At 66.1% G+C, this 16,071-nt stretch carries 15 protein-coding genes and 2 tRNA genes; all 17 read right to left on the reverse strand.

The window, feature by feature from the left end:
• The 17 genes from nuoL to clpX all read right to left on the reverse strand — a co-directional run bounded on the left by nuoL (position 1) and on the right by clpX (position 16,024).
• A complete protein-coding gene (gene nuoL, locus OF850_RS04355) occupies positions 1 to 1,911 on the reverse strand; it encodes an NADH-quinone oxidoreductase subunit L (protein WP_301588600.1) in 1,911 nt (636 codons plus the stop codon).
• A gap of 4 nt (positions 1,912 to 1,915) precedes the next feature.
• Positions 1,916 to 2,227, reverse strand: a complete 312-nt coding sequence (gene nuoK, locus OF850_RS04360) for an NADH-quinone oxidoreductase subunit NuoK (protein WP_207537050.1) — start codon at positions 2,225 to 2,227, stop codon at positions 1,916 to 1,918.
• On the reverse strand, positions 2,227 to 2,922 hold the full coding sequence (locus OF850_RS04365; RefSeq protein WP_301588603.1) for an NADH-quinone oxidoreductase subunit J: 696 nt from the start codon (positions 2,920 to 2,922) through the stop codon (positions 2,227 to 2,229). The genes nuoK and OF850_RS04365 overlap by 1 nt, the downstream gene beginning before the upstream one ends.
• Complete coding sequence (nuoI, locus tag OF850_RS04370) at positions 2,919 to 3,407, reverse strand: NADH-quinone oxidoreductase subunit NuoI (protein ID WP_301588605.1); 489 nt, start codon at positions 3,405 to 3,407, stop codon at positions 2,919 to 2,921. Before nuoI ends, OF850_RS04365 begins: the two co-directional genes overlap by 4 nt.
• A complete protein-coding gene (gene nuoH, locus OF850_RS04375) occupies positions 3,404 to 4,414 on the reverse strand; it encodes an NADH-quinone oxidoreductase subunit NuoH (protein WP_301588607.1) in 1,011 nt (336 codons plus the stop codon). The genes nuoI and nuoH overlap by 4 nt, the downstream gene beginning before the upstream one ends.
• A gap of 4 nt (positions 4,415 to 4,418) precedes the next feature.
• Positions 4,419 to 6,446 carry an NADH-quinone oxidoreductase subunit NuoG gene (gene nuoG, locus OF850_RS04380; RefSeq protein ID WP_301588610.1) on the reverse strand — a complete coding sequence of 676 codons (2,028 nt, stop codon included), beginning with the start codon at positions 6,444 to 6,446 and terminating at the stop codon, positions 4,419 to 4,421.
• Positions 6,447 to 6,452: 6 nt separating this feature from the next.
• Positions 6,453 to 7,748, reverse strand: coding sequence for an NADH-quinone oxidoreductase subunit NuoF (gene nuoF / locus OF850_RS04385; protein ID WP_301588611.1), 1,296 nt, complete (start codon positions 7,746 to 7,748; stop codon positions 6,453 to 6,455).
• 4 nt (positions 7,749 to 7,752) lie between these two features.
• Positions 7,753 to 8,400 carry an NADH-quinone oxidoreductase subunit NuoE gene (gene nuoE / locus OF850_RS04390; protein WP_301588860.1) on the reverse strand — a complete coding sequence of 216 codons (648 nt, stop codon included), beginning with the start codon at positions 8,398 to 8,400 and terminating at the stop codon, positions 7,753 to 7,755.
• Positions 8,401 to 8,462: 62 nt separating this feature from the next.
• Positions 8,463 to 9,632 carry an NADH-quinone oxidoreductase subunit D gene (locus OF850_RS04395; protein WP_408906459.1) on the reverse strand — a complete coding sequence of 390 codons (1,170 nt, stop codon included), beginning with the start codon at positions 9,630 to 9,632 and terminating at the stop codon, positions 8,463 to 8,465.
• Between the two features lie 68 nt (positions 9,633 to 9,700).
• Entirely contained in the window at positions 9,701 to 10,315 is a 615-nt protein-coding gene (locus tag OF850_RS04400; protein WP_456313722.1) for an NADH-quinone oxidoreductase subunit C, read from the reverse strand.
• 16 nt (positions 10,316 to 10,331) lie between these two features.
• Positions 10,332 to 10,877 (reverse strand): NuoB/complex I 20 kDa subunit family protein, encoded by a 546-nt coding sequence (locus tag OF850_RS04405; RefSeq protein ID WP_301588614.1) that lies wholly within the window; start codon positions 10,875 to 10,877, stop codon positions 10,332 to 10,334.
• A 6-nt stretch (positions 10,878 to 10,883) separates the two neighbouring features.
• Positions 10,884 to 11,252 (reverse strand): NADH-quinone oxidoreductase subunit A, encoded by a 369-nt coding sequence (locus OF850_RS04410; RefSeq protein ID WP_301588615.1) that lies wholly within the window; start codon positions 11,250 to 11,252, stop codon positions 10,884 to 10,886.
• Between the two features lie 196 nt (positions 11,253 to 11,448).
• Positions 11,449 to 11,525: transfer RNA gene (locus OF850_RS04415), tRNA-Asp, on the reverse strand.
• 62 nt (positions 11,526 to 11,587) lie between these two features.
• Positions 11,588 to 11,663 (reverse strand) — tRNA-Val (locus OF850_RS04420).
• 122 nt (positions 11,664 to 11,785) lie between these two features.
• Entirely contained in the window at positions 11,786 to 12,061 is a 276-nt protein-coding gene (locus tag OF850_RS04425; RefSeq protein ID WP_301588617.1) for an HU family DNA-binding protein, read from the reverse strand.
• 191 nt (positions 12,062 to 12,252) lie between these two features.
• Entirely contained in the window at positions 12,253 to 14,649 is a 2,397-nt protein-coding gene (lon, locus tag OF850_RS04430; protein ID WP_301588618.1) for an endopeptidase La, read from the reverse strand.
• 118 nt (positions 14,650 to 14,767) lie between these two features.
• The gene (gene clpX / locus OF850_RS04435) at positions 14,768 to 16,024 is read right to left on the reverse strand and encodes an ATP-dependent Clp protease ATP-binding subunit ClpX (protein WP_301588619.1); all 1,257 of its coding nucleotides are present in this window, start codon (positions 16,022 to 16,024) and stop codon (positions 14,768 to 14,770) included.
• Positions 16,025 to 16,071 lie beyond the last annotated feature (47 nt).

Consider the following 16,071-nt stretch of genomic DNA (forward strand, 5'->3'; position numbering starts at 1 on the left):
TCAGGCGCCCAGCAGGAAGATGGTGATGAAGAGGACGAGGCCGATGATCATGGCGAAGGCGTAGTTCGCCACTCGCCCGGTCTGCAGCCGCACTGCGCCGCGCGCCGCACCGGCCGCGACTGCGGCCGCGCCGTTCGGCATCCCGTCGATGATCCGGACGTCGCCGACCTGCCAGAACCGCACCGCAAGGTGGCGGGCCGGCTGGACGAAGACGCGGTCGTACAGTTCATCGAAATACCACTTGTTCAGGAGGAAGCGGTAAAGCCCCGGCACCGCGGCTGCGATGCGCGCCGGCACCCACGGCAGGAAGCCATAGAGCAGCACGGCAAGCGCGATGCCCGACACGGCGGTGATCTTCGCGACCGTCGGTACCCAATGCGGGGCGTGGTGCAGGGCCTCCATCATGTGCTTCGCCGGAAGGTTGAAGATCGCGCCGTTCCAGAACTGCTCCTGAAGGTCGCCGATGAAATAGGGCGCGAAGGTGAATCCCGTCGCCACTGCGCCGACCGAAAGGAGGAGGAGCGGGATCAGCATCACCGCCGGGCTCTCGTGCACATGCGCCATCGTTCCCGCGTCCGCCCGCGGCTTGCCGTGGAAGGTGAGGATGATGAGGCGCCAGGAATAGAAGGCTGTCAGGAAGGCGGCCAGGATCCCGCAGGCGAAGGCGTAGGCGCCAACCCCCGACTGGGCGGCGATCGCACCCTCCAGGATCGCGTCCTTTGAATAATAACCGGCGAAAATCGGGATGCCCGCCAGTGCGAGCGAGCCGATCCACATCACCACGTAGGTGACCGGAATCTTGCGCCAGATGCCGCCCATGCGCCGGATGTCCTGCTCATCGCTCATCGCATGGATGACTGAGCCAGCGCCCAGGAACAGCAGAGCCTTGAAGAAGGCGTGGGTGAAGAGATGGAACATTGCCGCCTGGTAGAGACCCACTCCCGCGGCGAAGAACATGTAGCCGAGCTGGGAGCAGGTCGAATAGGCGATGATGCGCTTGATGTCGTTCTGCACGCAGCCGATCGTCGCCGCGAAAATCGCCGTCGTCGCCCCCACGACCGTGACCACGGACAGGGCGAAGGGCGCGTACTCCATGACCGGCGACATGCGGCACATCAGGAACACGCCCGCCGTCACCATCGTCGCCGCGTGGATCAGCGCAGAGACGGGCGTCGGGCCTTCCATCGCGTCCGGGAGCCAGGTGTGCAGGCCGATCTGCGCCGACTTGCCGCAGGCGCCCAGGAACATAAGCATCCCGATCAGTTCCAGCGACGGCAGGCCCAGGAAGGTGTCCCCGGCCCGATCCGCGGCAGCCGCGAAGATGGCGTCGAATTCCAGCGAGCCGAAAGTCCAGAAGGTCAGCGCCATGCCGAGCATGAAGAACAGGTCGCCGACGCGGTTCACGATGAAGGCCTTCATCGCCGCCGCGTTCGCGCTTTCCTTCTCGTACCAGTAGCCGATGAGCAAGTAGCTCGCGAGGCCGACGCCCTCCCAGCCGAAGAAGAGCTGGACGAGGTTATCCGCCGTCACCAGCATCAGCATCATGAAGGTGAAGAGCGACAGGTAGGCGAAGAAGCGCGACGGCGTCTCGTCATGCGACATGTAGCCGACGCTGTAGAGGTGGATCAGCGTGGAGATGAAAGTGACCATCCCCACCATCACCGCGCTCAACGTGTCGTAGCGAAGCGACCAAGCGAATTCGAGGTCGCCCACGTCCATCCAGGTGAACAGCATTTCGGTCGTGGGCTGGCCGCCCATGGCGACCTGGAAGAAGGCCGAGACGCCACAGACGGCGGCGAGCACCATGCAGATCACGGTGGACCACATGGCCGCCCGGTCGCCGATCCAGCGGCCGAAGAAGCCGCTGATGGTGGCGCCCAAGAGCGGAAAGAAGACGGCTCCGACGAACATGCGCCTAACCCTTCAGCGTCGAGACGTCCTCGACCTCGATGGTCCCGCGGTTGCGGAAGTAGATGACGACGATGGCGAGGCCGATCGCGGCTTCGGCCGCGGCGACGGTCAGGATGAACATCGCGAAGACCTGCCCGGCCAGATCACCCAGCTGGGCCGAGAAGGCGACCAGGTTCAGGTTCACCGAGAGCAGGATCAGCTCGACCGACATCAGGATGACGATGACGTTCTTGCGGTTCATGAAGATGCCGAAGACGCCCAGCACGAAGAGGATGGCGCCCACCACGAGGTAGTGCGCGAGGCCGACGGCCAGCATCAGTGGTGTCCCCCATGGCCATGACCGTCATGCGTGACTGGCTTCGGCTTCTCCCGCGGCTCGGGGGGGAGAGGGCGCAGGATCGCGTCACGCGAGATGCCCTGACCCGGCGACGGGCGCTGCATGGAGAGGCTGGAAGAGCGCGCGATCTGCACGCCGATGTCCTGGCGCCGGGAATGCGCCGGCTTGTCGCGCAGCGTCAGCACGATTGCGCCGATCATGGCGACCAGCAGGATCAGCCCCGCCGCCTGGAACAGGAAGATGTAATCCGTGTAGATCAGCCGCCCCAGCGCCTCGGTGTTGGAGACACCTTCGGGCGCGGGAGCCAAGCGCAGGTCGCCGGCCTCGGGCGCAAAGTTCCAGGCGCCCAGCACCAGCAGGAGTTCCAGGAACAGGATCCCGCCCACGACGGCGCCAAAGGGCGCGTAGCGTTGGAACCCTTCGCGAAGCTGGCTGAAGTCGACGTCCAGCATCATCACGACGAAGAGGAACAGCACCGCGACGGCGCCGACATAGACGATGACCAGAATCATCGCCAGGAACTCGGCCCCCGCCAACAGGAACAGCGCTGCCGCGTTGAAGAAGGCGAGGATCAGGTACAGCACCGAGTGCACGGGATTGCGCGAGGTGACGACCATGACCGCCGAGGCGACGAGGATCGCCGCGAAGACGTAGAAGGCAAGGGCGGCGATCATCGGTAGGGCGCGTCCAGTTCCAGGCGCTTGGCCAGCACCGGCTCCCACCGGTCGCCATTCGCCAGCAGCTTCTCCTTGTCGTAAAGCAGCTCCTCGCGGCTCTCGACGGCGAATTCGAGGTTCGGCCCCTCGACGATGGCATCCACCGGGCAGGCCTCCTCGCAGAGACCGCAGTAGATGCACTTGGTCATGTCGATGTCATAGCGGGTGGTGCGCCGACTGCCATCGTCGCGTGGCTCGGACTCGATGGTGATGGCCAGCGCGGGACACACCGCCTCGCACAGCTTGCAGGCGATGCAGCGTTCCTCGCCGTTCGGATAGCGGCGCAGACCGTGCTCACCCTTGAAGCGGGGCGAGAGAGGCGACTTTTCATGCGGGTAGTTGATCGTCGCCTTGCGGCTGAAGAACTGCTTCAGCGTCAGTGCCATGCCGCCGACCAGCTCGGTCAGCAGAAAGGATCGGGCGAAGCGGTCGAGGGTCGTCATGCCGGAAGCAGCCCCGTGATCTTGAGGAACCCCGCCGTGAGCACGAGCCAGAGCAGCGAGAAAGGCAGGAATACCTTCCAGCCCAGGCGCATCAGCTGGTCATAGCGGTAGCGCGGAAAGGTCGCGCGCACCCAGATGAAGAAGAACAGCACCAGTGCGATCTTCAGCGCGAACCAGACCGGACCCGGGATCCAGGTGAAGGGCTCGATGTGCAGCGGCGGATACCATCCCCCCAGGAAGAGGATGGTCGTCAGCGCGCTCATCAGGATCATGTTCGCGTATTCGCCGAGAAAGAACAGCGCGAAGCTCATCGAGCTGTATTCGACGAAGAACCCGGCCACCAGTTCCGACTCGCCCTCGGGCAGATCGAAGGGGGCGCGGTTCGTCTCGGCCAAGGCGGAAATGAAGAAGATCACGAACATCGGGAAGAGCGGGATGAAGAACCAGAGGTTTTCCTGCGCCCGCACGATCTCCGTGAGGTTCAGCGAGCCGACGCAGAGCAGCACGGTGACGATCACGAAGCCGATCGAGACTTCGTAGCTCACCATCTGCGCTGCGGAACGCAGCGCGCCGAGGAAGGCGTACTTCGAATTCGAGGCCCAGCCGGCGATGATGATGCCATAGACGCCCAGGCTGCTGATCGCGAACAGGTACAGGATGCCCACGTTGATGTCGGCGATGGCCCAGCCATCGTTCACCGGGATGACGGCCCAGGCCAGCATCGCCAGCATGAAGGTCAGCATCGGCGCGGCCATGAACAGCAGCCGCGACGCGCCGGACGGGATGATCGTCTCCTTCATCAGCATCTTCAGCGCATCGGCGAAGGGCTGCAGCAGGCCGAAGGGGCCGACCACGTTCGGGCCCTTGCGCATCTGCATCGCCGCCAGGACCTTGCGCTCGGCCCAGGTGAGGTAGGCGACCGCGATCAGCACCGGCACCAGGAGCGCCAGGGTCTGGGCAACCGTCAGGGCCAGCATTCCGACTGGCGTGTTGAGGAACTCGGTCATGCCCTCACTCCGCCGCCATCGCCGGCTGCGGCGCCAGGTAGGTGGCGGCGCATTCCGCCATCACCGCGCTGGCGCGGGAGATGGGGTCCACCTGCCAGTAATTGGTGACAGCCGGCGCGAAGGGCTCGGCGGAAAGCGCCCCCTCCCCGGCCGGACCCGTGCTGTCCGTGCAGCCGCGCACCGGGCCGGCATTCAGCCTAGCCAGTGCCGGATGGTTCCCGGCCATCTCGCCGCGCAGGGCATCGAGCGTGTCGAAGGGCAGCGTTACGCCCAGGAACTGGGAGGCGGCACGGATGATGCGCCAATCCTCACGCGCCTCGCCCGGCGGCATGGTGGACAGGCGGCCGTGCTGGACGCGCCCTTCCGTGTTGGCATAGGTGCCGTCCTTCTCGGTGTAGGCAGCGCCCGGCAGGATCACGTCGGCGCGCGCGGCGGCGCGGTCTCCGTGATGGCCCTGGTAGACGATGAAGGTGCCGGCCGGGATGCGCGCCACGTCGAAATCGTCCGCGGCGAACAGCCACAGCGCATCCACGCCGCCGCCCAGCATCCCCTCGACGTCATGGCCGCCCTCGCCCGGGACGAAGCCGACATCCAGCGCGCCGACCTGCCCGCCGAAATGGTGAAGGAGGTTGAAGCCGTGCCAGTCCTCGCGCAGCGCGTTGGTGCTGGCCGCGAGGTCCCACGCAGCCTTCAGGATTGCGGCGCCATCCTGCCGCGCGAGGGCACCGCGTCCGAGGATGATCATCGGCCGCTCGGCGCCGTCCAGGAAGGAAGCGGCGGCGGCGATGTCCTGTGGGCCGGCTCCCAGCCTCTCGGCCGCGTAGGTCAGCTCGGCATCAGGTCCGATCATGCCGACGCGGAAGCCGCCCGCCAGCCAGCGGCGCCGGATGCGTGCATTCAGCACCGGCGATTCCACTCGGGGATTGCTGCCGATGATCACCAGCGCATCGGCGTCGTCGATCCCGGCGATGCCACTGTTGAACAGGTAGAAATCCGGTCGCGAGGCGTCGATCCTGGCCCCGTCCTGCCGGGCGTCATGGCTGGTCGAGCCAAGCGCGTTGAGCATCTGCTTCAGGGCGAACAGGCTCTCGGCATCGCAGGTGTCGCCGGCGATGGCGCCGATCCGCTTGCCCTGGAGTCCGGCCGCGACAGCCTGGAAGGCCTCCGCCCAGGAGGCCGCAACGAGCTTGCCGTCACGCCGCACCCAGGGGCGATCCAGGCGACGGCGCTTCAGCCCGTCAATGGCGAAGCGCGACCGGTCGGCCAGCCACTCCTCGTTTACCTCGTCATTCTGGCGCGGCAGGACGCGCAGCACCTCGCCCGCGCGCACGTCCACGCGGATCGGGGCGCCGAGCGCGTCCATCACGTCCACGCTCTCGATCTTCGAGAGCTCCCAGGGGCGGGTGATGAAGGCGTAGGGACGGCTGGTCAGGGCGCCCACCGGGCAGATGTCGATCAGGTTGCCGGAAAGCTCGGTGGTCAGCGCCTTCTCGACATAGGTGCCGATCTCCATCGCCTCGCCGCGGCCCGTCGCGCCCATCTCCGGCACCCCGGCCACTTCCTGAGAGAAGCGGACGCAGCGCGTGCAATGGATGCAGCGGTTCATGATCGTTTTGATCAGCGGACCGACATACTTGTCCTTCACCGCCCGCTTGCCCTCCTCGTAGCGCGAGAAGGACTTGCCGTACGCCACCGCTTGGTCCTGCAGGTCGCACTCGCCGCCCTGGTCGCAGATCGGGCAATCCAGCGGGTGGTTGATCAGCAGGAACTCCATGACGCCGCGCCGCGCATTCCGCACGGTCTGGGTGTCGGTGAAGATCTTCATGCCGTCCATGACCGGGTAGGCGCAGGAGGCGACGGGCTTTGGCGCCTTCTCCACCTCGACCAGGCACATGCGGCAATTGCCGGCGACGCTCAGCCGCTCATGATAGCAGAAGCGCGGGATCTCCTTCCCCGCTGCCTCGCAGGCCTGAAGCGCCGAGGCGCCGTTCGGCACCTCGACCTCGATGCCATCGACCGTGACCTTGGCCATCGCTGCTTACTCCGCGGCGAGCGGCATCGGCCGCCCCTGCCGCTCAAGGATCCGTCGTTCCATCTCGGGCCGGAAGTGGCGGATGAGGCCCTGGATCGGCCAGGCCGCCGCGTCGCCGAGGGCGCAGATCGTGTGCCCCTCGACCTGGCGCGTCACCTGCTCCAGCACGTCGATCTCCTCGATCTCCGCCTCGCCGCGCACCATCCGGTCCATCACGCGCTTCATCCAGCCCGTGCCCTCGCGGCAGGGGGTGCACTGGCCGCAGCTCTCGTGCTTGTAGAAATGCGCCAGCCGCGCGATCGCGCGCACCACGTCGGTGCTCTTGTCCATCACGATCACGCCCGCCGTTCCGAGGCCCGACTTGTGCTCGCGCAGCGCGTCGAAGTCCATCAGCACGTCGTCGCAAATGTGCTTCGGCAGCAGCGGCACCGAGGAGCCGCCCGGGATTACCGCCAACAGGTTGTCCCAGCCGCCACGCACGCCGCCCGCATAGCGGTCGATCAGTTCGCGCAGCGGGATGCTCATTTCCGCTTCGACGTTGCAGGGCTTGTTCACGTGGCCGGAGATGCAGAACACCTTGGTGCCCGCATTCTTCGGTCGGCCGAAGCCGGAGAACCAGCCGGCGCCGCGGCGCAGGATGGTCGGCACCACCGCGATCGTCTCGACGTTGTTCACCGTGGTCGGGCAGCCATACAGCCCCACCGCCGCCGGGAAGGGCGGCTTCAGGCGCGGCATGCCCTTCTTGCCCTCGAGGCTCTCGATCAGCGCCGTTTCTTCGCCGCAGATATAGGCGCCGGCGCCGCGATGCACGTACAGGTCGAAATCGTAGCCCGAGCCGGCCGCGTTCTTGCCGAGCAGCCCGGCCTCATAGGCCTCATCGATCGCGGCCTCCAGCACCATGGCCTCGTTGTAGTACTCGCCGCGGATGTAGATGTAGCCGGCCACCGCGTTCATGGCGAAGCCCGCGATCAGGCAGCCCTCGATCAGCTTCTGCGGATCGTGGCGGATGATGTCGCGGTCCTTGCAGGTGCCTGGCTCGGACTCGTCCGCGTTCACGACGAGGTAGGCCGGGCGGCCGTCGCTCTGCTTCGGCATGAAGGACCACTTCATGCCAGTCGGGAACCCGGCGCCGCCGCGGCCGCGAAGGCCGGAGTTCTTGACCTCCTCGATCACCCAGTCGCGGCCCTTGCCGATGAAGCCGGCCGTGCCGTCCCAGTCGCCGCGCATCTGTGCCGCCTGGAGGTTCCAGGGCTGCGTCCCGTAGAGGTTGGTGAAGATGCGGTCCTTGTCGGAAAGCGCCATGGCCCTACTCCTCCACACCCGTCAGCGTGTTCGGCCCACCCTCGGGCGCGCTGGTCTGCCGACCGATGGCGCTGCCGGGCGCCGGCCGCTCGCCGCGCTTCAGCGACTCGATCAGCCGGACCGTGCTCTCGTAGTCGAGATCCTCGTAGTAGTCGTCATCCACCTGAAGGATCGGCGCATTCACGCAGGCGCCGAGGCACTCCACCTCGGTCAGCGTGAAGTTGCCGTCGACGCTGGTGTCGCCATAGCCCTTCAGCCCGCCCGCATCCTTGCAGGCGCGCAGGACGTCATCGGAGCCGCGAAGCATGCAGGGCGTCGTGCCGCAGACCTGCAGGTGGTAGCGCCCGATCGGCTTGGTGTTGAACATGAAGTAGAAGGTCGCGACCTCGTAGACGCGGATCGCCGGCATGCCGAGGCGCTTCGCGATCACGTCCATGGCCACACGCGGCACCCAGGCGCTGCCGGTCTGCCGCCCCATCTGCTTCTGCACGACGTAGAGCAGCGGAATCACCGCGCTGGCCTGCTTGCCCTCGGGATAGCGGGCAATGAACTTCAGGACCTCGCGCTCGCTCTGCTCGTCGAAAGCGAAATGGGTGGGCTGGTCGTGCTCGGCCTTGCCCTGGGCGTGGGTGTGCTCGAAGCCGCCGCCGATGCCCTGGTCGCGCAGGCTGTCGGGGCCGCGCTGGTTCTGGCCCTTCTCCTCGGGACGGTCGCTCACCGGTCAATCTCCCCGAAAACGATGTCGAGGGAGCCGATGATCGCCACCGCATCGGCCAACATGTGGCCCTTGCTCAGTGCCTCCATCGCCTGGAGATGCGCGAAGCCGGGCGCGCGGATCTTGCAGCGATACGGGCGATACGTCCCGTCACTGACAAGGAATACGCCGAACTCGCCCTTCGGCGCCTCGGTCACGGTGTAGGTCTGCCCGGCCGGCACGTGATACCCTTCGGTGTAGAGCTTGAAGTGATGGATCAGCGCCTCCATCGAGCGCTTCATCTCGGAGCGCTTCGGCGGGCTGATCTTGCTGTCCAGCATCTTGACCGGCCCCGTCGGCATCTTCAGCAGGCACTGCTCGATGATGCGCAGCGACTGCCGCATCTCCTGCATGCGGATGAGGTAGCGGTCGTAGCAATCGCCATGGCGGCCGACCGGGATCTCGAAATCCACCTCGCTGTACATCTCGTAGGGCTGGCTCTTGCGCAGATCCCACGCGACGCCCGACGCACGGAGGTTCGGCCCGCTGAAGCCCCACGCCATCGCCTGCTCGGCCGTCATCACGCCGACATCGACGGTGCGCTGCTTGAAGATGCGGTTCTCGGTCAGCAGCCCCTCAAGTTCGTCAAGGAATGCCGGAAACTGCGCCGCCCAGCGCAGGATCTTCTCCGGTAGCTCGGCCGGGATGTCGCGCGATACGCCGCCGGCGCGAAAGTAGTTGACGTGGTAGTGCGAGCCGCCCGTCATCTCGTACATCTCGAGCAGGTGCTCGCGCTGCTCGAAGCCCCACAGCGCTGGCGTGATCGCGCCGCAGTCGAGCGCGTAGGTGGTCACGTTCAGCAAGTGGTTCAGGATGCGCGTGATCTCGGCGAACATGGTGCGGATCCAGCGCGCGCGAGGCGGCACTTGGTCCTCGATGTTCATCAGCCTTTCCTGTGCCAGCACGAAGCTGTGCTCCATGCACATCGGGCTGACATAGTCGAGGCGGTCGAAATACGGGTTCGCCTGAAGGTAGGATTTGTGCTCGATCAGCTTCTCGGTGCCGCGATGCAGCAGGCCGATATGCGGGTCGGCGCGCTCCACCACCTCGCCCTTCATCTCCAGGATGAGGCGCAGCACGCCGTGCGCCGCCGGATGCTGCGGGCCGAAGTTGATGGTGTGGCTGTCCATCTGGACGGTGCGGCGGAACTCGCCCGCCCCGTCGCCCGGGCCTTCGCCCAGGACGGTGGTCGTCACGCTCATGGCGTCTCGCTCCCCTTCTCGGGGCCTTCGATGCGGTTCAGGTGGACCTTCTCGTCGCCGGGGAGCGTGGTCATCGCTTCCCAGGGTGAGAGGAAGTCGAAGTTGCGGAAATCCTGCGTCAGCTTCACCGGCTCGTACACGACGCGTCCGGCCTCGGCGTCATAGCGCACCTCGCTGAAGCCGGTCAGCGGGAAGTCCTTGCGCAGCGGATGCCCTTCGAAGCCGTAATCCGTGAGGATGCGGCGCAGATCGGCGAGGCCGGCGAAGGTGATGCCGTACATGTCCCACGCCTCGCGCTCGAACCACGTCGCGGTGGGCCAGAGCAGCGAGACGCTGGCTACGGGCTCGCGCTCGTCGGTGGTGACGATCACGCGCACCCGCTCGTTCCGCGTCAGCGACAGCAGGTTGTAGACCACGTCGAAGCGCTCGGCACGCTGGGGCCAGTCCACGCCGCACACGTCCATCAGCTGGGCGAAGTCCAGCGCAGGCGTGTCGCGCAGCAGCAGCATCAGGGCCGGCAGCGCCGCGCGCGTCGTGTGCAGCTCCAGCTCGCGGTTCCAGTTCGTGCGGACGAACTCCACGGGCAGACGATCGGCCAACGTGGCGCGGATGTCGTTCTCGAGCGCGTCAACCACGGAGGATGGTCCCCGTCCGACGGATCTTCCGCTGTAGCTGGAGGATGCCATAGACCAGCGCTTCCGCCGTGGGCGGGCAGCCAGGCACGTAGACGTCCACGGGCACGATCCGGTCGCAGCCGCGCACCACGCTGTAGCTGTAGTGGTAGTAGCCGCCGCCGTTGGCGCAGCTACCCATGCTGATGACCCAGCGCGGCTCGCTCATCTGGTCGTAGACCTTGCGGAGCGCGGGTGCCATCTTGTTGGTCAGCGTGCCGGCCACGATCATCACGTCGCTCTGCCGCGGCGAGCCGCGCGGGATAATGCCGAAGCGGTCGAGGTCGTAGCGGGCCATGTAGGCGTGGATCATCGGCACGGCGCAGCAGGCCAGGCCGAAGGTCATCGGCCACAGGCTGCCGGTCCGGGCCCAGTTCACCACCTTGTCCAGGCTGGCGACGACGAAGCCCTTGTCCTCGATCTCGCCGGTCACGGCGCGGACCACCGCATCCTGCTCGGCGCCGGGGCCCAGCCCCTGATTGTTCCAGGCGATCTCGTTCATCTCGCCTTACTCCCAGTCCAGGGCGCCCTTGCGCCATTCGTAGATGAACCCCACGGTGAGCACGCCCAGGAACCCCATCATGGACAGGAAGCCCAGCCAGCCGATGTCGCCCAGCGCGATCGCCCAGGGAAACAGGAAGGCCACTTCGAGGTCGAAGATGATGAAGAGGATGGCCACGAGGTAGAACCGCACGTCGAAGCGCCGCCGCGTGTCGTCGAAAGGCTCGAAGCCGCACTCATAGGCCGAGAGCTTTTCCGCATTCGGCTTCTGCCGCGCCAGAAGAAGGCTGCCCCCCACCATGGCGAGCGCGATCCCGGCGGCGATTCCCAGGAAGACGAGAATGGGAAAGTACTCGGCGAGCAGGGGCTGCGTCATTGTCGGCCTTGCGATTCGATTTGCCTTGGCTTGCACGTGACTTTAGGCCGTGCAGCGCGCAAGCCCGCGCCCGGCCCGATGCGGCGCACCATAAGGAAGAACGGAACGTGCCGCCATAGGGCACCCCGGGAATTCTCCTTATCGGAGCAATAGCTTGGGTGCCGAGGAACGGACATCAAGGATGGGGTGAAAAGACTGGCGCGAGTGACGGGGCTCGAACCCGCGACCTCCGGCGTGACAGGCCGGCGCTCTAACCGACTGAGCTACACCCGCGCAGCGTGGAGCGGCGTTTACGTCCCCTAGGCGGTCCTGTCAACGCGGCGAGCGAAGGAAAGTGGTGGGCGCTGACGGGATCGAACCGCCGACATCCTGCGTGTAAAGCAGGCGCTCTCCCAGCTGAGCTAAGCGCCCCTGGCACCCTGCATAGACCCTCCTCGGCGGAGGACAAGGGCCAAGTGCCGGGAACGAAAAAAGCCGGCCTCGCGGCCGGCTTCCGCCCCCTGGAGGGGGACTGATCTACCAGGATCCGATGGTCAGTTCACGGCGTCCTTAAGGCCCTTGCCGGCCTTGAAGCGTACGGTCGTGCTGGCAGGGATCTTGATCTCCTCGCCCGTGCGGGGGTTGCGGCCCTTGCCGGCCTTGCGCTTGCTGGTGCTGAACGTGCCGAAGCCCACCAGGCGAACCTCGCCGCCCTTCTTGCCAAGGGCCTTGGTGATCGCGTCGAACACCGCGTCCAGCACCTCGCCGGCCTTGGCCTTGGACATCTCTCCCGTCTCGGCCACTACGCTGACCAGATCCTGCTTGTTCATAGGGTTGCCCCCCCTCTCTCCGCATCCTGCCGGCCAGGGACGATTCCCCCGCACGGCACCGGCGCGACACTAATCGCGGCGTTTCGGCCGCGTCAACTGAAGCGTCGCGCCAAGACCCAGGGATTCATTGGGTTTGCGCCGGATGAAGCATGCCCTGGATGCAGAAAGGGGGGCCGAAGCCCCCCTTCCCTTCAGTGCGGACGCACCGCCGGCTCCGGTGCCGCAGGCGGGGGCGGCACTTCCTCCGGCTCGACCCAGGTGATGGGCTCCGGCACGCGCACCAGGGCGCCCGCGATCACCTCATCCACATGGGAGACGGGCCGGATGGTCAGCGCCTTCTTCACGCTGTCCGGGATCTCCGCGAGGTCCTTCTCGTTCTCCTTCGGGATGAAGACGGTCGTGATGCCGGCCCGCAGGGCCGCCAGCAGCTTCTCCTTCAACCCGCCGATCGGAAGCACGCGGCCGCGCAGCGTGATCTCGCCGGTCATCGCCACGTCTCGACGCACCGGAATGCCAGTGAGCACCGACACGATGGACGTCGCCATGGCGATGCCCGCGCTCGGCCCGTCCTTCGGGGTCGCCCCCTCGGGAACGTGGACGTGGACGTCACGCTTCTCGAACAGTGTCGGCTTGATGCCGAAGGTGACCGAACGGCTGCGGACGTAGGAGAGCGCGGCCTGCACGCTTTCCTTCATCACGTCGCCCAGCTGCCCCGTCGGCTTCACCTGGCCCTTGCCGGGGACGACCACGCTCTCGATCGAGAGGATGTCGCCGCCCACCTCGGTCCAGGCCAGGCCGGTCACCACGCCCACCTGATCCTCGCTCTCCGCTTCGCCATAGCGGAACTTCCGCACCCCGGCATACTTGTCGAGGTTCTTGCGGTTGATCGCGACCTTCTTGGCCTTCTTGGAGACGATCTCCTTCACAGCCTTCCGCGCCAGCCCGCCAATCTCGCGCTCGAGATTCCGGACGCCGGCTTCCCGCGTGTAGTAGCGGACCATGTCGCGGATCGCCTCGTCGGAGAGCGTCCACTCGCCCGGCTTCAGCCCGTTCGCCTCCGTCACCTTCGGAAGGAGGTGACGCTTCGCGATCTCGACCTTCTCATCCTCGGTGTACCCGGGAATGCGGATGATCTCCATGCGGTCGAGCAGGGGCTGCGGCATGCGGAGCGAGTTCGCCGTGGTGACGAACATTACGTCCGACAGGTCGTAGTCTACCTCCAGGTAGTGGTCGCCGAAGGTCGAGTTCTGCTCGGGGTCCAGGACCTCCAGCAGGGCGCTCGACGGGTCGCCGCGCCAGTCGGCACCGAGCTTGTCGATCTCATCCAGCAGGAAGAGCGGGTTCGAGGTCTTCGCCTTCTTCATGCCCTGGATGACCTTGCCCGGCATGGAGCCGATATAGGTCCGCCGGTGGCCGCGGATCTCCGCCTCGTCGCGCACCCCGCCAAGGCTCATCCGGACAAAGGACCGGCCGGTCGCCTTGGCAATGCTCTTGCCCAGCGAGGTCTTGCCGACGCCCGGAGGGCCGACGAGGCAAAGGATCGGCCCGCGGATCTTCTTGGAGCGCGACTGGACCGCAAGGTACTCGATGATCCGCTCCTTGACCTTCTCCAGGCCATAGTGATCGGCATCGAGCACCTTCTCCGCCTCGACGATGTCGTTGCGGACCTTGGAGCGCTTCTTCCAGGGGATGGACAGGATCCAGTCGAGGTAGTTGCGCACCACCGTCGCCTCGGCGCTCATCGGCGACATGGAGCGCAGCTTCTTCAGCTCCGCCATCGCCTTGTCGCGCGCTTCCTTGCTCAGCTTGGTGGCGTTGATCTTAGCTTCGAGTTCGGCGGCCTCATCCTTGCCCTCCTCGCCCTCGCCAAGCTCCTTCTGGATCGCCTTCAGCTGCTCGTTCAGGTAGTACTCGCGCTGGGTCTTCTCCATCTGCCGCTTCACGCGGTTCCGGATGCGCTTCTCCACCTGAAGGACGCTCATCTCGCCCTCCATGTGGGCGAAGACGCGCTCGAGCCGCTGGCCGACGGCGCCGATCTCGAGCAGCTCCTGCTTCTCGGGGATCTTGATGGAAAGATGCGCCGCCACCGTGTCGGCGAGCTTGCCCGCATCCTCGATCTGGTTGATCGAGACGAGCACCTCAGGCGCGATCTTCTTGTTGAGCTTGATGTAGCTCTCGAACTGCGAGACGACGGAGCGCATCAGCGGCTCCACCTCGCGCCCCTCGGGTGCCTGCTCCTCGATGACCTCGGCGAAGGCCTCGAAATATTGCTTCGTCTCCTTGAAGCCAGCGATGCGCGCGCGGCGTCCGCCCTCGACCAGCACCTTCACGGTGCCGTCGGGCAGCTTCAAAAGCTGGAGCACGGTGGAAACAGTGCCGACCTCGTAAAGGTCGGCGCTGCCCGGGTCGTCCTGGGCGGCATTCTTCTGGGCGACGAGGAGGATTTGCTTGTCCTCCTTCATCACGGATTCGAGCGCCCGCACCGACTTCTCGCGCCCCACGAAGAGCGGCACGATCATATGCGGGAAGACGACGATATCCCGCAGCGGCAGCACGGGAAGCAACTCGCCGCGGATGGTTTCCGTCATGGGGACCTCTCAAGGGACAGTCGGCCGGGGGCAAGCCCGAAGGCGGCACAAGCCGCCCGGCCACGGGATGGACTCACTATTTGGTCGCGCGCGGCCCGGTTTCCAAGGCCGCGCCCCATCAGGCGGAACTCTGCTCCGCCGGCTTCTCGTTGTAGATGAACAGCGGCTGGGCGCGGTTTTCCGCCACTTCGCGGTTCACCACGACCTCGTCCACATCGGCGAGGCCCGGGAGCTCGAACATCGTGCCCAGCAGGATCTGCTCCATGATGGAGCGGAGGCCGCGGGCCCCGGTCTTGCGCTGGATGGCCCGCTGCGCGACCGACTTCAGCGCGTCCTCGGTGAAGGTGAGCTTGGCCCCTTCCATCTCGAACAGGCGCTGATACTGCTTCAGCAGCGCATTCTTGGGCTTGGTGAGGATCTCGATCAGCGTCCGCTCGTCCAGGTCCTCGAGGGTCGCGACCACCGGGAGGCGGCCGATGAACTCGGGAATCAGGCCGAACTTCAGCAGGTCCTCCGGCTCCACCTCGCGCAGGACGGTGCCGACGCGCCGCTCCTCCGGGTCGCGGACTTCGGCGCCGAAGCCGATGCCCGAGCCCTTGCCGCGTGCGCCGATGATCCGCTCCAGCCCCGCGAAGGCGCCGCCGCAGATGAACAGGATGTTGGTCGTGTCCACCTGCAGGAATTCCTGCTGCGGATGCTTGCGCCCCCCCTGCGGCGGGACGGAGGCGACCGTTCCTTCCATGATCTTCAGCAGCGCCTGCTGGACGCCCTCGCCCGACACGTCGCGCGTGATGGAGGGGTTGTCCGACTTGCGGCTGATCTTGTCGACCTCGTCGATATAGACGATGCCGCGCTGCGCCCGCTCCACGTTGTAGTCCGCGGCCTGGAGCAGCTTGAGGATGATGTTCTCCACATCCTCGCCCACGTAGCCCGCCTCGGTCAGCGTGGTGGCGTCGGCCATGGTGAAGGGCACGTCGAGGATGCGCGCAAGGGTCTGCGCGAGCAGCGTCTTGCCCGAGCCGGTGGGCCCGATGAGCATGATGTTGCTCTTCGCGATCTCGATGTCGTTGTTCTTCTGACCGGCGGCCAGGCGCTTGTAGTGATTGTGGACCGCGACGGAGAGCACCTTCTTCGCATGGTCCTGCCCGATGACGTAGTCATCGAGGACCTTGCAGATCTCCTTCGGTGTCGGCACGCCGTCGCGCGTCTTCACCATGTGCGTCTTGTGCTCTTCACGGATGATGTCCATGCAGAGCTCGACGCATTCGTCGCAGATGAACACCGTCGGACCCGCGATCAGCTTGCGGACCTCGTGCTGGCTCTTCCCACAGAAGGAGCAGTACAGGGTGTTCTTGCTATCGCCAGACTTGCTCATGCCCACTCCTCGCTCCCTCGGCAGGCGTCAGCCCCGCCTGGAAGGCG

Source organism: Sabulicella glaciei, assembly GCF_026183895.1.
Classification (GTDB): Bacteria; Pseudomonadota; Alphaproteobacteria; order Acetobacterales; family Acetobacteraceae; genus Roseococcus; species Roseococcus glaciei.

Excerpts from the sequence above, each read along its gene's own strand:
- nuoF (WP_301588611.1), bottom strand. The coding sequence starts at position 7,748 with ATGGCGCTTTCCGACAAGGACCGCATCTTCACCAACCTCTACGGGACG.
- OF850_RS04395 (WP_408906459.1), bottom strand. The coding sequence starts at position 9,632 with ATGGACAGCCACACCATCAACTTCGGCCCGCAGCATCCGGCGGCGCAC.
- OF850_RS04425 (WP_301588617.1), bottom strand. The coding sequence starts at position 12,061 with ATGAACAAGCAGGATCTGGTCAGCGTAGTGGCCGAGACGGGAGAGATG.
- nuoI (WP_301588605.1), bottom strand. The coding sequence starts at position 3,407 with ATGACGACCCTCGACCGCTTCGCCCGATCCTTTCTGCTGACCGAGCTG.
- nuoH (WP_301588607.1), bottom strand. The coding sequence starts at position 4,414 with ATGACCGAGTTCCTCAACACGCCAGTCGGAATGCTGGCCCTGACGGTT.
- lon (WP_301588618.1), bottom strand. The coding sequence starts at position 14,649 with ATGACGGAAACCATCCGCGGCGAGTTGCTTCCCGTGCTGCCGCTGCGG.
- nuoK (WP_207537050.1), bottom strand. The coding sequence starts at position 2,227 with ATGCTGGCCGTCGGCCTCGCGCACTACCTCGTGGTGGGCGCCATCCTC.
- OF850_RS04405 (WP_301588614.1), bottom strand. The coding sequence starts at position 10,877 with ATGAACGAGATCGCCTGGAACAATCAGGGGCTGGGCCCCGGCGCCGAG.
- OF850_RS04365 (WP_301588603.1), bottom strand. The coding sequence starts at position 2,922 with ATGATCGCCGCCCTTGCCTTCTACGTCTTCGCGGCGATCCTCGTCGCC.
- nuoL (WP_301588600.1), bottom strand. The coding sequence starts at position 1,911 with ATGTTCGTCGGAGCCGTCTTCTTTCCGCTCTTGGGCGCCACCATCAGC.
- clpX (WP_301588619.1), bottom strand. The coding sequence starts at position 16,024 with ATGAGCAAGTCTGGCGATAGCAAGAACACCCTGTACTGCTCCTTCTGT.
- nuoG (WP_301588610.1), bottom strand. The coding sequence starts at position 6,446 with ATGGCCAAGGTCACGGTCGATGGCATCGAGGTCGAGGTGCCGAACGGC.
- OF850_RS04410 (WP_301588615.1), bottom strand. The coding sequence starts at position 11,252 with ATGACGCAGCCCCTGCTCGCCGAGTACTTTCCCATTCTCGTCTTCCTG.